General features: G+C 56.1%; 13 protein-coding genes and 1 pseudogene. 10 read left to right on the top strand and 4 right to left on the bottom strand.

Annotated features, from left to right (window positions below; translation table 11 throughout):
* Positions 1 to 361: 361 nt before the first annotated feature.
* The 3 genes and pseudogenes from HAH_RS20440 to HAH_RS18100 form a co-directional block, all read left to right on the top strand.
* A pseudogene (locus HAH_RS20440) lies at positions 362 to 487 on the top strand (glycosyl hydrolase family 28-related protein); the annotation flags it as partial.
* A gap of 201 nt (positions 488 to 688) precedes the next feature.
* Positions 689 to 1,762 carry a right-handed parallel beta-helix repeat-containing protein gene (locus tag HAH_RS18105; protein ID WP_324603371.1) on the top strand — a complete coding sequence of 358 codons (1,074 nt, stop codon included), beginning with the start codon at positions 689 to 691 and terminating at the stop codon, positions 1,760 to 1,762.
* Positions 1,763 to 1,958: 196 nt separating this feature from the next.
* The gene (locus tag HAH_RS18100) at positions 1,959 to 2,945 is read left to right on the top strand and encodes an alkaline phosphatase family protein (protein ID WP_014031153.1); all 987 of its coding nucleotides are present in this window, start codon (positions 1,959 to 1,961) and stop codon (positions 2,943 to 2,945) included.
* A gap of 84 nt (positions 2,946 to 3,029) precedes the next feature.
* Here HAH_RS18100 and HAH_RS18095 read toward each other — a convergent pair whose 3' ends face one another.
* The 3 genes from HAH_RS18095 to HAH_RS18085 all read right to left on the bottom strand — a co-directional run bounded on the left by HAH_RS18095 (position 3,030) and on the right by HAH_RS18085 (position 7,390).
* A complete protein-coding gene (locus tag HAH_RS18095) occupies positions 3,030 to 4,451 on the bottom strand; it encodes a sulfatase (protein WP_014031152.1) in 1,422 nt (473 codons plus the stop codon).
* Between the two features lie 81 nt (positions 4,452 to 4,532).
* On the bottom strand, positions 4,533 to 6,353 hold the full coding sequence (locus HAH_RS18090) for a hypothetical protein (protein ID WP_014031151.1): 1,821 nt from the start codon (positions 6,351 to 6,353) through the stop codon (positions 4,533 to 4,535).
* Between the two features lie 113 nt (positions 6,354 to 6,466).
* The gene (locus tag HAH_RS18085; RefSeq protein WP_225308163.1) at positions 6,467 to 7,390 is read right to left on the bottom strand and encodes a DUF1616 domain-containing protein; all 924 of its coding nucleotides are present in this window, start codon (positions 7,388 to 7,390) and stop codon (positions 6,467 to 6,469) included.
* 456 nt (positions 7,391 to 7,846) lie between these two features.
* Here HAH_RS18085 and HAH_RS19665 point away from each other — a divergent pair, with 456 nt between their 5' ends.
* From HAH_RS19665 to HAH_RS18065, 4 genes are all read left to right on the top strand, one after another.
* Positions 7,847 to 8,236: a hypothetical protein gene (locus tag HAH_RS19665; protein ID WP_023842998.1), complete on the top strand. Its 390-nt coding sequence runs from the start codon at positions 7,847 to 7,849 to the stop codon at positions 8,234 to 8,236.
* 230 nt (positions 8,237 to 8,466) lie between these two features.
* Positions 8,467 to 9,606, top strand: a complete 1,140-nt coding sequence (locus HAH_RS18075) for a glycosyltransferase (protein ID WP_014031148.1) — start codon at positions 8,467 to 8,469, stop codon at positions 9,604 to 9,606.
* A gap of 225 nt (positions 9,607 to 9,831) precedes the next feature.
* Positions 9,832 to 11,349, top strand: coding sequence for a lipopolysaccharide biosynthesis protein (locus tag HAH_RS18070; RefSeq protein ID WP_023842997.1), 1,518 nt, complete (start codon positions 9,832 to 9,834; stop codon positions 11,347 to 11,349).
* 82 nt (positions 11,350 to 11,431) lie between these two features.
* The gene (locus HAH_RS18065; RefSeq protein WP_044952871.1) at positions 11,432 to 12,712 is read left to right on the top strand and encodes a nucleotide sugar dehydrogenase; all 1,281 of its coding nucleotides are present in this window, start codon (positions 11,432 to 11,434) and stop codon (positions 12,710 to 12,712) included.
* 33 nt (positions 12,713 to 12,745) lie between these two features.
* On the opposite strand, the gene HAH_RS18060 is transcribed toward HAH_RS18065, so the two are convergent.
* Positions 12,746 to 13,882, bottom strand: a complete 1,137-nt coding sequence (locus HAH_RS18060; protein WP_044952869.1) for an FG-GAP repeat domain-containing protein — start codon at positions 13,880 to 13,882, stop codon at positions 12,746 to 12,748.
* Positions 13,883 to 14,302: 420 nt separating this feature from the next.
* Between HAH_RS18060 and HAH_RS18055 the strand changes: the two genes are divergently transcribed.
* The 3 genes from HAH_RS18055 (at position 14,303) to HAH_RS18045 (ending at position 18,138) form a co-directional block, all read left to right on the top strand.
* Entirely contained in the window at positions 14,303 to 15,373 is a 1,071-nt protein-coding gene (locus HAH_RS18055; protein WP_014031144.1) for a glycoside hydrolase family 88 protein, read from the top strand.
* A 50-nt stretch (positions 15,374 to 15,423) separates the two neighbouring features.
* Complete coding sequence (locus HAH_RS18050) at positions 15,424 to 16,758, top strand: glycerate kinase type-2 family protein (RefSeq protein WP_014031143.1); 1,335 nt, start codon at positions 15,424 to 15,426, stop codon at positions 16,756 to 16,758.
* An 81-nt stretch (positions 16,759 to 16,839) separates the two neighbouring features.
* Positions 16,840 to 18,138, top strand: coding sequence for a hypothetical protein (locus tag HAH_RS18045; protein ID WP_014031142.1), 1,299 nt, complete (start codon positions 16,840 to 16,842; stop codon positions 18,136 to 18,138).
* The last annotated feature ends 210 nt before the right edge of the window (positions 18,139 to 18,348 follow it).

Here is an 18,348-nt window from a genome sequence, read left to right as displayed (position 1 = left end):
CCATACGAAGTCGCTGGCCTGTCTACCACTGGACAGTGGCGATGGCATACAGCTACTGACGATATATCGGAGTTAGGAGGAGGCTACCACTCCTCATTATTTCTACTCCGAATGGGAGTGCTTCGAATTACCAGCAAATAAAACCGGAAAAGAGTATTTGACTGGTAACAATACGGGTAGTAAGAGAGAGTATCAACATCCAATATTTTATCGAAATGAGCTAAATCGGAACAACGGTTATTAGAGTAATTAGTAATTACTGGCGTGTGAAACCAGAAATATTCGCGGAGCTGACCCGGACGAGCGCGGTATTAGCACTACACAACCAGGACACAACTCCTGACACGGAGGTGCTGTAACCATGGCACAAGATGTTACCGACCACGGTGCTGTCGGAGACGGTTCAACGGACGACACGGCCGCGATCAGAGCGGCGGCTGACGCTGCGTCCCCAGGTGGAACGGTCTATTTCCCGGCCGGCACATACCTTGTCGGTTCCAACAGTCCCTTCCCGCTCGATTATCCGATGGACGGAAGTTGGGATAATCTCACGTGGAAGGGTGAGAGTTTCGGTTCGACAGTCCTTCAGATGGTCGGAGGGCAGTCACGCTGGCACATGATGTTCCGCGCCCGCAGCAGCGACGGGTCACAGATGACAGGTGTTCGGTTCGAACAGCTGACGATGGATATGAACGGCAGCCAGCAATCCGGTGCTCCAGGGAGTGGCTGGTTCCGCGTGTACGACGGGAGCGGAACCTTCACCATGCGCGACTGCGTCATCAAGAACTCACTCAACTTTGGCGTCCAGCTTGGCGATGATATCGCTGGAGACTTCAAGTACTGTCAGTTCTCACGCTGCGGTGATCCAGATGTCTCGGCCGGGCACGCGCTGAATCTGAATCAGTCGTCGAAACAAACCACAAACATCTCGTGGTGTCTCATTGAGGACAGCGCAGGGACCGATATTGATATCGGAGATGACACCACCGCGGACTACCAGACAGTCATCGTCGAACGGAGTTATTTCTCTGCTGGACTCGGCGCAGTAAAGATCGACCCGGGCAACCTCAAGACGGTTCTTCGGAACACCTACATCGCTGGTGGGAGCCGAACGACTCGGGGAATCAAGACCAACAACGACAACTACGACTGTGGCTCGCTTGAATTGGAGGACGTTGTCATTGAGAACTGTGGGGGTCCCGGAATTGACCTCGGTGGCGGCGGCCACGGTACTCTGACACTCAATCAAGTTGCAGTCAGAAACGTCGAAAACGATGGCATGCGGTCCTTTGGCGGCTACTCAGGCATGGGTATCTATGCGGAAGGTGTTGACTTGGGAACATCCGGAACCATCTCCGTACACAATGTCAGTCCGAACAACGATGGTATTGCTCTCTTCTTTGACGAGAGTTCGTCCGGGTCAATTGAAGAAGTCAGACACGACGGAACGAGTGGTATCGGTAGTCTCAGTTCCGTCACAGTCGGGACAGCCGCGGCCGGTAGTACTCAGCTGAAGCCGGACACGGTGGCCAAAAGCGAAGTCGGTCCACGAACTAGCGAGAGCACTACCGACGGAACAAACGAATCCGAAGAGACGACGGAGGAGACCAGCGGGTCGATCAACCTCGGAAACCTGGGGGGCTACAATCAGCCGGCAGAGGGCGTACTAGACTGGCATATCCCCCTGAACGAGAACTTCCAGAGTATCGAGTCGGATATTATCAGTCTTGCTGAAAAAGTGAACGAACTCGAAAACAACTGATGCGCCGTCCGGCGTGGCCCTGCTTCCAAGTTTGTTTGATCGGTTTACGTTGAGACAGGTGCGAATCGAACGAGGGGCGAATAGCTCGTTTTACAACGTTGTTTTCGGCCATTGAATGTACATAGTGTCGGGAGACAGTCGTTCTGGAACGGTTTTTGCAAGCATAACTAAACCCAAATACGCCGATGGCTGGTGTATGCATACCGACGCTCGAAGCTGGCTCACCGAACTGGCGTCGGGGATCCAGAACAAGCATCCGGCGGACATCGCCCGCTCGCTTCGCGGAGCGTTCAATGGTCCCTACTACACACTGACAACCAGGTATCCGATCGGAACGAATATATTCGAACGCGACTGGGACTTGCTTCTCGTCCTCGATGCCTGTCGTGTCGACGCACTCCAAGCAGTTGCACCCGAGTATGAGTTCATTGACGATGTCGGTTCGATCTGGTCCGTCGGCAGTGCGTCACACGAATGGATCAGTAAGACGTTCACAAACGACTATCAGGAGGAGATCGCGGAAACGGCGTTAGTGACCTCAAACCCGTTTTTTCCACAGACATTCGAGGACCGGACATACCCACCAAAGGCCTATACAATTCCGGTAATGTGGCCAGACTGGGATATTGTGGAAAAAGACGCCTTCAAGAAGTTCCTCCACGTCCACAATCACGATTATGACGACTACTTCCCTGAGGCCCCGCCACAGGTAATGACCGATTACGCTATCGATACCGCCCGAACCACTGAGTTCGAACGGATGGTGGTACACTACTTACAGCCACATACGCCGTACATTGCAGAGGCCTACGAGGAAAATCGGCCGCTTCTGGAGGTTGAAGCGGATCCGTGGACGGCCATGGAGCAGGGGACGGCATCCGTCACAGAAGTTAAAGAATTATACCTGGATAACCTCCGGTTCGTGCTGGATTCAATCGAACTACTGCTGCAAAACATCGATGCCGAGAAAGTCGTGATTACGGCCGACCACGGTGAACTCTTCGGTGAAATGGGACTGTATGGCCATCCTGAAGGATTCGCCCATCCGAATTTAAAAAAGGTACCGTGGGCGACTGCAACTGCTACCGACACAAACGAACACACACCAGAAGTAGACGAAACACGACAGGAGGCGATGGGATCCGATACCGAACAGCGGCTTGAAGATCTCGGTTACTTATAATCGAAGCGACGGTCTCCCGGACTGAAAGTACCGTCATCGGTCTGTGCTGTAAGCGGGAACGTGTTTACGCCCCGCGTGATTGGATTAGTCCGTGACATATCCAAGGTCGGCGAGATGATCTTTCATCTCATCTGTCATTGTCCGCTGTGTGTCGGTCGACTGTGACTCGCCAACTCGGTTGATGGCCTCTTCAAACGCGGCCCGGTATTCGGCGGCGACCGATGGATACAATTCGAGAACGTCTGTCTGCTCGTCCGGGAGTTTGTACAGCTGACTTCCCTGTTCAGACTGCAGAAATTTGAATCGTTTGCCGCGGAGGGCATGCAGAAGTCCCGAATGATAGCGATCAGTATCGACAGTCGGATCATGTTCCGTCATCTGTGTGATCGCTGTTTCGTACGTGTCGTTCCCGCGTTGGCTAAGAGCATAGGTTCGGGGGTCAGCACGTGGGTCCTGACCCTGGAATCCGTCCAGGGAGTCAGGACTGGCGCCAGCCTCTAAAAGCAGCGCTTGCATCACGTCAATGTGCTGTAAGAGCGTATCGGCCGGGAGATCCGCCAGCGATTGGAGTCCGTGAACCACCATTGGGACGTTGACCAACCCGTCGTGGAGCGACAGTTGATGGCCGAGCACATCGTCTTCGCCCAGTAGATCACCGTGATCGCCAGTCACAACGAACACTGTCGGACCCAGATCAAGCGAGTTCAGGTACTCGAAAAATTGCCCGACATACCAATCAGTGTACGACATGAGGCCATCGTACATCGCAGCGAGAGCGTTGTCGGTCCGATCGGAGAAGTCACATCCGGACGCCGTAGACCGGTAGTGGTTCGAACTCACTTCGACCGCTGTTTCGATTGCTTCATCGGTTGTCTGTTCGAGAGTGTCCGTGAACGTATCTCGGAACGACAGCGGTGGTGCGTACGGAAGATGCGCACCTAGCGTATGCACAAACATGAAAAAGGGCTCTTCGGACCCCTGGAACGACCGCAATCGACGTTTAGCAAGATCCAGAGCCAGGTAATCTGTCCGGTGCTGGTCCGTCGACAGCGTATACCCTCCGGAATGTGTCCGTAGTTTGAGAGCATATTTCAACAGCGTCCGGACTCCAACCGTACTGAGGAAATCAGATTTGTTCACGAGGTCGAACTGATCAAATCCACGCGACAGACCGGTTGAATCGCTGCAGTAGGCATTCTGCGAAACACCGGCTGTATGATAGCCAAGGTCCGAGAAGCGCTCGGCTACGGTCGGTATCTCTTCGGGTAAGACCTCGTTCCACAGCCCCGTTCCATGATACGAGGGGTAAGTCCCAGTGAGCATCGATGCATCGGACGGAAGCGACCACATAGCATGAGTGATGCAGTTCGTAAAGGCCTGCCCGTCGGCCAGGTTCGCAATACGCTGCATGTTTGGAGTCGTATCGCGGGCCTCCGGAGCCATACTCGTTCTATCGGCCCGGACGCTGTCGAGCGTGAGCCAGATGATATTCGGTTGTGTCGACATTACTCGTATTGGAAACTACTGGCGGTCCTGATAGCTTAAGTTTACACTGCGTAACGGCTCTCAAGTAGAGTAAGCACTGAGTTATTGGGTAATTCCCCCGGTAGCTGTAATCCGATAAATACGAACTTCACCGTTGTCGTATAGCTGACCAACGGTGGGGTCGTTCTGTAATTTATCGTAATCCGCCGGTCGGAATCTCCACTGGTCTTCGTACTCCGGATACATTTCCTGATAGAACTCCCGACCCTTCTTCGTGATTATCATATACCGGTCGCTGTCGTACGACGGCCCCAGCGTCGCGTTGCGGTCGTACGAGAAATGATCCGGAGGCCTCGGGCTGCTCGGGTCGATAACTTCACGACGAGAAGACTTGTTTTTGCCGTGATACGCGTCGCTAAACCTGTAAAACGAAATCCCGTACTCGACGGTCTTCGTGTACCGATTTCGATTGTCAAGCAGCCATTGTGAGCCTTCGAGTTCCTTGTCGGTCACCTGACGACTGGTTTCCGCTGCTAAAGGGGAGTGATACAGTGTCACAACGCCAAACACCGTATGAGAGAGCAGTAGTAAGCATAGAAAACCGGTAACTAGGTGTCTCATTTCGTACCGCTGGTAGAGTTTATAAAACAGCGACCCGGATAGCAAAACAGCGAAGATATTGACATAAATTAACGGCCGTCCGAAGCCAGCGATAAGGTTAAATACCAAAAACAGCACAGCCAGACCCAGGAAACCGATGAAAGATAGCGAAAACGATAGTTCGTACTCGGATATCTCAGGCATATCGGTCAGCGTGTCGTACGCTATCAGTAACAGATAGAGCCCGCCGATACCCATCAACACTCCAGAGAGTCCGTATTTTGCGAAGCCGATAACTAGTATATCGCTGAGTTGCGGGGACGTTTCGCTGACCACGGAGCTGTACTTATCCAGTTCCGAACCACCGCTTGACGTGCCGAGAAGGCCCTGAATCGCCTCTCTGCTTCGGTTTAATATCGGCTCGAACGTATAATACCACGAGAAAAACAGTGCAACCATCAGTTGGATGGTGACTCCCTTCCCAGTAGAACCACGCCATGGAGAAATCGTGTCCACAGAGGGGGTCAAGCTCCCGATATGGTTCGCAACGAAATACGCTATTAGACCCAGAATAAGGAATGCGGTCGTCAAAGGATGATAGATGACAACAGCCACGAGGACGATCAACAGAACCGCCCGTGATTGGAGCGAGCGAGTCCGGCGCTCACGGAAAAATACGTAGAGGACAAACGGAACGAGCAGTGAACTCTGTGTGAACGGGGATGGGTTCACGTATGCCCCACCAGCGACGAGCAGGAGCGCAAATGGCAGCGTCAGAAGCGCTCGTCTACCGTCGTAAAGCCAGGTCACCAGCACATACCAGGCCAGGACGGAGAACAGTGGAATGATGACCGAAATCGAGTTTATTATTTGAAGCGGGTCGATGCCGGTCACATACGAGAACAATAACGTCAGTAAGTGGATGTTCGGGTAGATGTCCGACGGCGGGAGTGCTCCCAGCGAGTGGATATTCCGAATAAAGCCCACGTGCGTGAGAACATCTGCGCGGTCATACGCTTGGTAGCCGCGAAAGTACGGGAGCAAAAACAGTACGGCCTCGACAGCCATGATAATTACCACGCCCAGGGGCCACGAGCGGAAGTCGGTTCTGTCGGTCAGTGCCGCCCTGAGAATCACAAGTTGGCCCGAAAAAATGCCGAAAAGCACGAGACCCCAAAAGAGCATCGGATAGCCCCGATATATCGAGAACTCGTACTCCTGTGCCTCGGGAGTGAGAAACACGATGATCGTAAGCAGCAAAACAGCGGTAGCACCGCCAACGAGCAATCCCGAGTCCAAGAGTTCTTGCTGTCGGTCGTTCATGCGTCTTGTTCACCTCGGAGCAAACAGCGACGGGTACTATTTCGCTCTAACATAGCTGTGAGTGGCTGAGACAGGACCTGAGGCGGTTCTGAAAGATATTGAATACACATGTATTATTGCGTGATATTGATCCAGATGTGGACATCTCGGTATGCATTTTCGAGAGTCGGATTCGCCGGTGGCGCCCCCTTGTACAGGAGCACCACTAGCCTGTGACGGTCAGCGTCCGCTACCGTGTTTGCCGTGATCGGCATTGCCTGACGTGACACGTCGCCGTCACCGACATTTACTGAGAGGGTGTCAATCGTGGTTGCCCGTGTTACAGTCCGTTCGCCACCGGATGTCGAGACGGATTGCAATCGAGTGACGACGGTGTATTGAACGGTTTGGCCCTCGTGATTCCCTACGGAGACGACAAGCTCAGTTTGCTCGCCCACCTGAAGCGAGGTGGGATAGCCGTCAGCAGTTAGATTACCAGTTTCCGCTTCCTCTGTCAGGATGGACAACTCCGTGTATTGTTCTCCACCGTTGGTCTGTGTCAGCGCCGCACCCGCGATTCCAGCGCTAAGTAACAGAAGGCAGACTGTGATCACCTCGGCTGCGGATCGGATCGTCGGCTTCGACTGAAACGAACCGGTCAGTATCGATGTCAGTCGTTCAATGGGTACGCCAGCACTCTGTGAGTCAACGATGCGATGGATAATTGCGATACCCGACATCACAGCGGTGAGCGCGGCGACTGTAACGACTGTGCTTACAGGTCCAATCGGCCACGCAACGAAATTTAGTACCAATACAGACAGCGGCACAATTGCGATACTGAGACCAACGGTCAGTACCACCCCCTCAGCGAATGAAATAGGGTAATGGGTGATCCGCTGTTCGTCCGCCATAGCAGACTGCGAGTATATCGCAGGAAAAAGTGATGTCAAAACTGTATAGCCCGGAAGAACGAAAATAAAGAGGAATCCAAGGGTCACGCGAATCGGTGTCGGCACTGCGTTTGGTCTCCGCAAGCTAATAATCACGGCCGCCATTGATATCAGGAGGACTAGTATGAGATCCGCACTGAGTGAGAGGAACCCTTTGATATCCGTGCTGTCGTCCGGCATTCTACAGGCCCCCGCTTGTACCCATTGCCGTGTCACCTGCCAGATAACCAAGACCCGCTATCAGGGCGGGGTTCACGTGCCAGCTAATACCCCAACGATGATTCATCGCTTCACAATGCTCCATACACGCTGATTGTTAGTTTGGCTCTAACGACCTCACAGCGGATTGTATGGATCTCAATTGCAGCCACGACTCCTCGGAGGACGAATTGGTTGTAGCCCCCGCTTATAAGTTAGATAGGTGCAAAGCGGCAACCACAGACTGCGTATATAATAATACCCCTGCTTGAGGGATAGTAAACAGCACATAATTGTAAGACAGTCCTGTCAACAGTGGATTGATGGTAACGCCCCTACAGGATGGGTTAGGAGGACCAGGCAGTGACAGACCGTGACGAAGGCACTCTTGATGCGAGACTCCCGGAACACCCTTCCGAGCTTGGGTTAGTTAATCAGGATGGGGCGGGTTCGGACGAGACCTCATCCCGTGGGTGGCCGACCGAGCAGTCAAAACTACTCCAAACGATAGTTGGGGCGCAAGCGGTCTGGATGCTACTCATGCTTGTACTGTTGATCGGTATCGATATGCTGTCCCCCGACCTCTATTTCATCGTTTCATTCCACGGTTTGGTCGGACTTCGTCTGCTGTTTGCACCGACAGACCAGCCACCGGATTGGTGGCGAAAGCTCGATATGCTTGTATATATAGGGTTTGTTATACTTGCAGCGGTTATTTTCCAGGGGCCGTTACAACTTTTCGAATGGCAGTAGTTGGATTTCCTCGGGTAGAACACTTCTAACAAAACGTGAAAGGGTAGATTGTACTGGTGAATGCCTGCTACTACCCGCTGTGTGTACTGCGTTCTATCCCGCGTGATTCGTTGGCCGGACACTGAACTACTGCGGCGAACAGACTCCACTCCCGTATCAACGGAGTCGCTGAGCACATAACAGACAGAGATGTACCGAACGTGCCATTGGCATTCGATGGAGGCTACTCAATGACCAGCGCTAGTGTGGGGGCTGAACCGGACCTGGCGTTTTATATTCCAAACCTGACTGTTGGTGGGGCCGAACAGGTTACTGTCAATATCGTTAATGGGCTGGCCGGTAGGGGCTACGATGTCGAACTTGTAGTGTCACATCCGGGTGGCGAACTGCGGACAGCGGTCGCCGATAGCGTCGCCGTGATCGAACTGGCTGACGTGCGTATTCCTGGCATCGGTATCGGTGCCCATCTGCACAAACTAGCGCAATACTTGGGGGACACAGAACCAGATATCCTCATTTCTGAGAAAACCGACGCAAATATCCTTTGTCTGGGTGCAAAACGAGTGGCCGAGTCGACTACGACAGTTGTTCCGACAGAACACATTGCGTTCGGGATGATGCCCGACGAATCGCTGAAGTCGAGAGGTGTCCGGAAAGTAGCGGCACAGCTTTATCCAGCAGCGAATGACCTGATCGCTGTATCAGACGGTGTCGCCGACAGCCTCGGCGAAAAGACAGCCGTGGACCGAGGGGATATCTCTGTTCTTCACAATCCAGTCGAAATAACCACAGTTCAGGACCGGGCGCATGAGCCGGTATCACACAAGTGGATCGAGGACCCTGACACCGATGTGCTGCTGTTCGTCGGTCGTCACCATCCCCAGAAGGACCTCAAAACGTGGCTCCGGTCATTCAAGCGCGTTAACGATACGTTACCGGATACTCGTGCAGTAATCGCAGGCCGCGGGTCAGAAACCGAAACGGTCCGTGAACTTACCGTCGAACTGGGGCTCACTGAGGTTACGTCTATTCCAGGTTACGTCGATAACCCATATCGGTTCATGAACCAGGCTAGCCTGTTCCTTCTTTCCTCTCAATTCGAGGGATTACCCACAGTATTGATCGAGGCGATGGCCTGTGGGTGTCCGATCGTCTCGACAGACTGTCCGAGCGGTCCGCGTGAGATACTCGCAGATGGAGAGTATGGAAGACTTACACCAGTCGGGGATGTCGATTCAATCGCCACTGCCGCCCTGGAAATGTTAGATAATCCGACACCGGCAGCAGTGTTACAGGACCGCGCAGCCGACTTCGCACCGCAAACTGTTCTTAATGACTACGAGCAGTTTATTGAAACGAGACTCGGGTGAGCAGTACCAGAGTAAGCCACTTGGCGAGTAGTAGCTTAATAACTATCCTGTCTGTTTCCATCGTGTTGGATAAATGGACAGTGAGCGTGTCGGGAACCACGGTAAGCCTCTCATAGACCGGGTTTCAGCACCTGAGATGTGTCGACAAGATGTCTCAGCAGGCGACGACAGTAGAACAACTGTTTGTGAGGGCCTGGCTGGCTCTCCTCACTCCGCTAGTGGAAAATGACACGGATACTGAATTGGTTACGTTCTCTGGCTTCTCGCATAAAAACCATACTGACCCCGGAAGGAGGGTTATTAGAGCAGTCCGTCACCGGCGGAATCTGGCTTACCGCGCTTAACATCTCCGGTCGTATATTTCAGATCCTGACTCTAGTGGTACTGGCACGGCTTCTGGATCCGCGTGCATTCGGTATTGTCGGACTTGCGTCACTCGTTATCGTCGGCCTCCGACGTGTCTCGAAGCTCGGTCTCGACGACGCTCTCATCTACAATAAAGACGAGAACGTCGATAGATATCTCAACACCGTCCTTGTGATGAAAGGAGTTCGTGGGCTTGTCATCGGTGGTCTCGTCTTTGTCGCTGCGCCACTCATCGGCCAGTTCTTTTCAGAACCGGCGCTAATCAGTATTGTACGCGCAATGGCAATCGGTTCGGTTGTCATGGGCTTTCAGAACCCGGCGATTGTCTACTTCAAGAAGGACCTGAACTTCCATAAGGAGTTCGCGTACGAAGTCGGAGCTGAAGCCGTGTACTTCATCGTCGCGTTCGCGTACGCGCTCGTGAACCCCACAGTTTGGGCCCTTGCATTTGCATATATAGCTCGAAACGTCGCCCGGTTCGGGCTCTCGTATCTGCTCCATGAGTACCGGCCGTGGCCGTCCTTCGATACGGACCTGGCGCGTGAAATGATAGACTACGGGAAGTGGATCACTGGCTCAAGTATCCTGAACTACATCAGCAACGAGGGTGACGACATCTTCGTCGGCTGGCTGTTGGGGTCAGCAACTCTCGGGTTCTATCAATTCGCGTATCGGCTCTCGAACGCCCCTGCAACCGAAGTAACACATGTGATTTCCCGCGTTACGTTTCCGGCGTATTCGAAGATCCAAGACGACATGGAAGCGCTACGGGCCGGGTTCTACCGAACGATTCGGCTGTCGACGTTTTTGGTCGCTCCGATGGCCGTTGGCATCGCAGTCGTCGCTGAGCCGTTTGTCCTCGCGTTTCTGGGTGAGCAGTGGTTGCCGATGGTCCTGCCGATGCAGATCCTCGCTATCTATGGCTTGATCCGCGGGTACATCGCTTCATTTGGCTCTGTCTGGCGTGCAACTGGGAACCAAGATTATCTGGTCAAGCTACAGGCGCTGACTATCGGCCTCATCGCCATCCCGATATACCCAGCCGCAACCGAGTTTGGGATTGCAGGTGTTGCGGCGACAGTCGTGGGTGTGTACGTATTCATTATGATGCCTTTGGACATGTATCTCGCTGCTGCTGCTGTCGAGGGGAGTCTCCAACGGTTAGCCATTGAGTTCGCCTACCCGCTTCCAGGGGCAGCGGCAATGGCCGCAGTAGTGCTGTGGGTACAAGAGATGATCTCAGTCATTCCAATCGTAGAGTTCGCGGTGCTTGTCGTCGTAGGTGCGGCTACATACGCGGTATCCGTTTTGTTGATGGAGGCTGGCAGCGAGTGGGGGATCATCAACGAGTTGCGGTCACTAGTAAGGACTATCTGATAGCTGTGGCCGTAATATTCTAACAGTCTATATGCCAGTATCCAACATATAACAGAGTAGTGAAACGACCAGAATGCTATCGATGAGAGTCTGCGTTCACGGACTCGGGTACATCGGGATGGCCACTGCGTCGTTGTTTGCGAACAACGGCCACGACGTAGTCGGATTCGATACCGATGACCGAGTCCGCAGCCAACTCAAACGAGGCGAGCCAGATGTTTCGGAAGACCAACTCGAATCCTATGTCCGAGCGGCAATCGATTCGGGCCTGACGATAAGTGATGAGCCGGTGCCGGCTGCATATCACATTATCTGCGTCCCGACACCGTATGACAAATCGGCCGGCAGTGCTGATCTCCGATACGTCAAAGAAGCCTCCCAGACTGTCAGCTCGTTGCTACGCCCCAACGATGTCGTCGTCCTTGAGTCGACCGTTCCCCCCAGCACGACGGCAACAGTGGTTGCACCGATACTCTCTCAGTCGGGATTAGAACCCGGCGAAGACATCGGACTGGGATACGTCCCCGAAACCATGCTCCCGGGGAACGCGATCACCGAATTACGTTCAAACGACCGGATCCTCGGCGGATACGACAGTGCATCTACTGCCGCAATCAAGAACCTGTATGAGGCGGTTCCCACGGGCAGTCTCAACGTTGCCCCTGACGCTACAACTGCTGAATTCGTCAAACTCGTACAGAACGCGTTCCGGGATGTCAATATCGCGTACGCCAACGCCTTAGCGCTCATAGCCAGAGACTATGGAGTTAATGTACGCGATGCAATCGAATTAGCGAACAGTCATCCACGAGTCGATATTCTAAACCCTGGACCGGGTGTCGGCGGTCATTGCCTCCCTGTAGACCCGTTCTTTTTGGGCGCTAATTCGGATAATACTGACCTGATCGACACGGCAAGGCAAGTGAATCAGCGCATGCCACATTACGTCGTCGACAGACTCGCTGAGGAACTGGGACCGCTCGACGACAAGACGATTGCTATCTTGGGCGTCGCATACAAAGGGAATGTCGACGATACGAGGAACAGCCCAGGACTCGAGATTGCACGGACGATAGTGGGCGCCGAGAGCGAGGCCCCCAGTCTTGAACCAGACCGGCAAGATACTACTTCGCTCCGTTTATGTGACCCCTATGTATCGAACAGTCGGTACGATTTGGAACCGCTTTCCGATGCTCTAGACGGAGCAGACGCGGCGGTACTGGCGACAGCACACGATGAGTTCGCAGACCTTTCGCCGGAGCGGGTCGGTTCGCTCCTCGATACCCGCGTAATTTTTGACACGCTCGATGTCCTCGACTCGGAAGCGTGGACGGAAGCGGGGTTCGACCTGCTGCGTATTTAAGGACAGGGTGCGGGGTTGAAACCCGTTCCAGTGTCAGTGCCGATACCAGACATCGACGTGGTGGGCCGGACCGTAGGACTTGCCGACGATATCCAGCTTTCCGTCACCGTTCATATCAACTAACTGTGCTTCGTGCGTGGGAATCCCGGAAACGACGGTGTGGTCCCGGAACTCTCCGTCCCCGAGGTTTTCGAAAACCAACTGCTCGGGACTGGCGTTTTCCCCGAGCGACATCTCACCGACGTAGATGTCGGGATATCCGTTCCCGGTCAAATCTGCGGTTTGAAGGCTATGTGGACAGAACAGATCGTCTTTGAGAACCGTCGGCGACCCCGCCGGATACTCGACCACAGCGAGGCGACCCGGATGCGTCCCGTACGTTGGTGAATCACCCTCAGAGAGAATGATTTCCGGCGTGCCGTCTTGATCGAGATCGGCAACGGTGACCCGCGTATCGTCCCAGCCCGTACAGACATCTGAACGAACCCAGTCGCCGTTGTCGTGGTGATATACGTTCGTCCCAGCAACCACCTCCTTCGTTCCGTCGCCGTCGATGTCGGCCACAGCGAGCCCCTCGATACGGATGTCTTCGTCGATGATGTGAGCGTTCGAATCAGGCCACGGTTCCTGGGACGGAGCAGCCGGAATATCGTAGTAGAAGACGGTTTCGCTGTCCTGTGAGAGTCCGATCAGTTCGGCGTCCCCATCGTTGTCGACATCAGCGACGAGCAGGTCGTGGTACTTCTCGAACCGATCGGATATCAGATGCTGTTGCCAGGGATCCGTCGGCGATTCCGGTTGCTCGTACCAGTACACATTCGACCGTCCGAATCCCTGTCCGACGACGAGGTCGACGTTTCCATCGCCGTCGATGTCTGCGAGGTCGGTTCCGACGCCAGGGTGGAGATCGGTCTCCGTCGCAAGCGTGTGCCGTTCCCACCCCGGGTTCTCGTACCAGAAGATGTTCGTCTCAAGCCGAGGTGTGACTCGACTGAGTGGCCCGTGTGTCGGAACCTGAATTCGATTGCCCGCGACCGAAATTGTCGGATTTCCGCCCATCCCCGTTACGATGATATCTGGTCGACCGTTGCCAGTCAGGTCCGTGGTTTCAAGACTACTTAGTTTGCTACATGGCGGGTCGTCATCGATACGTTCGTGAGAGAACTCCATGTCGACGGATTCGAGGGACACCGGTATTGTTATTCTAACCCTATCAGGGAAGGATCACAGGGGTACAGATTAGAGATTGATAGGATGTCTTATTGAGTCCGGACCTGGCCATCCTATATCCGTAATGCGCTATGTTACAATAGACAATCATTAGAATGATACCACATATGAGAATACAGTTCTATATTGGCAGCATAGGAAATGGTATAATGAGAATATAATCCCAAAACCCAATTTTCAGTAGCCATGACACCAGGTCAAATATATAGATACTGGACGACCTATCTCAGTTAACAGGAGGTACTCTTCTCTACAGTATGCCGTTCGAAACAAACACGTCTCAGGCGTTCGTCAGCCCGCGATAGCTATCGGACACATACTTTTTTATTAGTACGGCTGGCAGGTAGATGTAGCGATCAGATGTCGTCAGACAACGCCACACAGCCAGCAACACGTGCAGCGTCGCATCTCAGAACGCTCGACCTCGACGGCAAGTCGTGGATCACCGGCGTCGCCATAAACGGCCTCCTCGCCGAGGGGAGCGAGCAGTCCGTCACGGCTGCGAAAGACCTCGTCGACAGGGCCGTCGCGACACAGGACGACAACGGACAGTTGGGATACGGACCGAGCTACCCCATCGAGGTGTTCAGCCACGGCCGGGAGTACGAGGCCAGCTGGGAGCTCACGGTGAAAAAGTGCATGAACACCAACAACACGACCGCTATCGGCCACGGCGTGCTCGACTTTTACGAGCGGACGGGCGACGAGCGATACCTCGACGCGGCGAGGGGCGAGTACGAGTGGCTCCAGTCAGTCGACCGGACGGAAACGGGGGGTATCCCCCACCACGACCCGGAGGTTGCCGGAATCAAATCGCTGTGGATCGATTCGGTGTATATGATGTGCCCGTTCTTCAGCCGATACGCCGAGGCCGCAGACGAGCCAGCGGCCCACGACGAAGCCGTCACGCAGTATCTGGTTCACGCCGAGCATCTCCGCGATCCCCGGACTGGACTGTTCCGACACATCTGGGTCGAAACGCCGGATCACTACCCGCAAGGGGCGTTCTGGGCGCGGGGCAACGGCTGGGCCGCCGCGGCGGCCGTCGAAATCCTCGACCGCTTGCCGGACGACCACGATCAGCGCGAGGATCTGGTCGAGCGCTTCAGGGATCACTGTGAGAGCCTGCTCCCACTGCAAGACGGGAGCGGCTTCTGGCACAACCTCGTCGACGACACGGATACGCCCCTTGAGTCATCTGGGACGCTGATGTTTGCCTACGCGTTCAACCGCGGCATCGAACTCGGACTTCTCGACGAGTCGCAGTACCGCGATTCAGCGGATGACGCGCTCGATGCTGTGACGCATGTCGTCGACGACGAGGGCGCGGTCGGCCGCGTCGCCGGTCCCCCGGGCGGACCCGAAGCGCCGCTGACGGTGACGCCGTACGGGCAGGGCTGGTATCTCATGGCCGCCGATAGCGCGCGCTGACCCCGCCCCGGCGAGGCAGATTTTTTACCGGCCCGGGCGGAAACAGTGGTATGATCCGAAACCGAGCGACGCTTGCAGCAAGCTCCGCACACGAGGTGGCACTCGACTGTATCGAGGCCGCCATCGATGCGGCTGCGCCGGATGTTGCCACCCGGTCGGCCGTAAGCCGTGAGGGTGAGACGCTCACTATCGGTGAGACGACGTACGATCTCGACAGCTACAGCGACGTTGTCGTCGTCGGCGGTGGGAAGGCCGCCGGCGGTGTGACGCGCGCACTGGAATCCATTCTCGGTGACCGTCTCAGCGGCGGGCACGTCGTCGTCAAGCAGGCTGCCGACACCGACACGGTCAGGAGTTCCGTCGGGGACCACCCGTTACCGTCTGACCGCAACGTCGAGGCCACGACCGACATTCTCGAAACAGTCGACGACGCCGACGAGGACACGCTCGTTCTGTTCGTCCTGACCGGCGGTGCGAGCGCCCTTCTGTCGGCCCCGGCCGGAGAGCTGACGCTGGAAGCCCTCCAGACGACGACTGACAGGCTCCTGAGCGGCGGCGTTGCTATCGAGGAGATCAACGCCGTCCGCAAGCACCTCTCGGACCTGAAAGGCGGGCAGATAGCGCGGCGTGCGGCTCCCGCAACCGTCGCCGGCCTGCTTCTCAGTGACGTGGTCGGCAACGACCGCTCGACCATCGGAAGCGGTCCGTCGGTCCCGGACGAGACCACGTACGAGGACGCGCTCGCCGTGTTCGATAGATACGATCTCACCCCACCACCAGCGGTTCGCAAACACCTCGAAGCCGGACGGGACGGAAAAATTCCTGAGACGCCGTTTCCAGACGACCCGGCCTTCGACAGGGTCCGGAACTATCTCGTCGGCGACAATGCGACCGCACTCGAAGCCGCCGCTGTCGTCGCACGGGATGCCGGGTACGACCCGCTCGTACTCACATCTCGCCTGCGCGGGGAGGCCCGGGAGGTGGCGAAGCCGCTCGTTGCTATCGCCGAGGAGGCCACATCGACGGGGACTCCGGTCGAGCCGCCGGCCGTCCTCCTCGCCGGGGGAGAAACGACAGTCACCGTGACCGGAGACGGGGGGCAGGGCGGTCCCAATCAGGAGTTCGTCCGCTCCGGCGCACTGGACCACGGCGGCGACGCGGTCATCGCGGCCGTCGACACTGACGGCGAAGACGGGAGCTCCGTCGTGGCCGGTGCCATCGCCGACGCGACCGTCATCGACGACCGCGAGCGCGCTCGTGAGGCGCTGCTCGCAAACGACGCCGGCTCGTACCTCTCGGCGGTCGGGGCGACGGTCGAGACCGGGCCGACCGGCACGAACGTCAACGACGTGGCCGTTCTCGTAGTTCCTGACTCGACCGAGTGACGACTGCGTTTGCCGTGCCCGAGAGCTGGTTCATCGAGCCTTTGGGTCACGTTTATGACCGGACGCGCTGATACGTCACGTATGGACGCAAGCGATCAACAGATCGCGGCCAGCGCGCTTTCCTTGCCGGAAGAGACAATCGTCGAGGCCTGTGGTGATCCACAGCTCCCCGAACTCGGCGTCATCGAACAGAACTGGGAGACGGACCCGATAGCGCCGGACGACGTCGCAACACACGCGGCCCGGGCGGTCGAGTCCCTGTCCTTTGCCGACGTGCCAGAAGGCGGCGAAGTCGCGCTGGGCGTCGGCAGCCGTGGTATCGCGAACCTGCCCACTATTGTCGCCGGTGTCGCCGACGCAGTTTCCGACGCCGGCTACGAGCCGTTCGTCTTCCCGGCCATGGGGAGCCACGGTGGGGCTACCGGCGAGGGCCAGCGAACGATGCTGAACGAACTCGGCGTGACCGAGTCGGCTATCGGCTGTGAAATCCGGTCGACCATGGACGTGGTCGAGGTCGGGCGAACGCCGGACCGGGACGTGCCCGTCGTCGCAGACGATACGGCTGTGGCGGCTGATGCAATCATTCCCATCAACCGCGTCAAACCGCATACGGACTTCGACGGGCCAGTCGAGAGCGGGCTCTCGAAGATGCTCGTCATCGGCATGGGCAAGCAACGCGGCGCACAGATCGCGCACAAGTGGGCCGTCGACTGGTCGTTCCGGCGGATGATTCCAGAGATCACCGGGCAGTTGCTCGACGAGTTGCCGATTGTCGGCGGCGTCGCAATCGTCGAGGACCAGCACGACGAGACGACGCTGATAGAGGGCGTGCCGCCAAGTGGCTTCCTCGACCGCGAGGCGGAACTGTTAGAGACCGCCTACGAACTGATGCCCAAGCTCCCGTTCGATGAACTCGATCTCGTGGTATTCGACCGCCAGGGGAAGGAAATCAGCGGCCAGGGACTCGATACTAACGTCATCGGCCGCCGACCGTTCTCGATAAACGAGCCGGCTCCGGAGACGCCAGACATCAAGCGCATCTTCACACGCGGGCTGACAGAGAAGACTCACGGGAACGCGATGGGCGTCGGTTCAGCCGATGTCGTCCACGAAGATGTCGTCGCGGAACTCGACGCGCAGACGTCGCTGATCAACGCGCTCACCGCGAGCACGATTCGCGGGGTGAAAGTACCGCCAGTGGTCGACACCGACACCGTTCGCGTGCTCCGTGCGGCCGACACGATGCATCTCCACCAGCTCTACGCGTCACCCGCGCTGGTCGAGGCCGCACGCGACCGTGACGACCTCCGAGTCGTCGAAGCGCCGTCGCCGATCGAGTTCGACAACGGACAGCTCGTCGCGCCGTCGCTTCGCGAGTAGCTGCCGGTAGCGGACCTGTGGACTTGCACTGCAGAGCATGAACAGGACAAGCAATGGTACATAAAGGTCGTCAGAGCACGGATGCGCGACCTCAGATCCCGGGATCCAATCCGACGTACGCCCCCGACATACAGGTGGATATAAGCACGGTATAAATAACGGGCGTACACGCGTTAGGTACAATGTTTCCTGCCTGCACGCAAATAACAA

This window comes from Haloarcula hispanica ATCC 33960, assembly GCF_000223905.1.
In the GTDB taxonomy this organism is placed as follows: domain Archaea; phylum Halobacteriota; class Halobacteria; order Halobacteriales; family Haloarculaceae; genus Haloarcula; species Haloarcula hispanica.
The sequence above is the reverse complement of the archived record's forward strand: the minus strand, read 5'-3'. Positions and strand labels throughout refer to the sequence as shown.